Source organism: Bacillus sp. JJ1503 (genome assembly GCF_036965125.1).
Classification (GTDB): Bacteria; Bacillota; Bacilli; order Bacillales; family Cytobacillaceae; genus Cytobacillus.
Window position 1 is genome coordinate 3869 of record NZ_JBALOZ010000509.1, and the last position, 379, is coordinate 4247.

Annotated in this window: 1 protein-coding gene; it reads right to left on the reverse strand. The window is 36.1% G+C overall.

Going from position 1 to position 379, the window contains the following annotated elements; translation table 11 throughout:
* The coding region (locus V7149_RS26055) for an endonuclease/exonuclease/phosphatase family protein (protein ID WP_335348454.1) at positions 1-244 on the reverse strand (244 nt) is incomplete at its 3' end.
* Positions 245-379: the final 135 nt, after the last annotated feature.

Sequence of the window (379 nt, forward strand, 5' to 3'; positions counted from 1 at the left end):
CTCCTACACCATATTTAACGGAGAGCGGCTTCTTTTTCGTAAAAATTGCCGTACCCGAATATCCTTTTTTCAGTGCATAATTCCAAAATTGGTGATAGCCTTCAAGTTCAAGGTCGATCTGCCCTTCCTGCAGTTTTGATTCTTGAATACAGAATATATCTGCATCTACTTCATGAAAATAATCTAAAAAGCCTTTTTTCACACAGGCTCGAATTCCATTCACATTCCACGACACAAATTTCATGCTATTATGACTCCTTTTTTAAAAACTCTAGATTAATAGAATATCATGGAACTAGCTTGCATGCTAATTAATAGCGGACAGAGAATACCTTATTACCTTAAAATTCGCATATTCGGCGAATGAATAGGACACAGA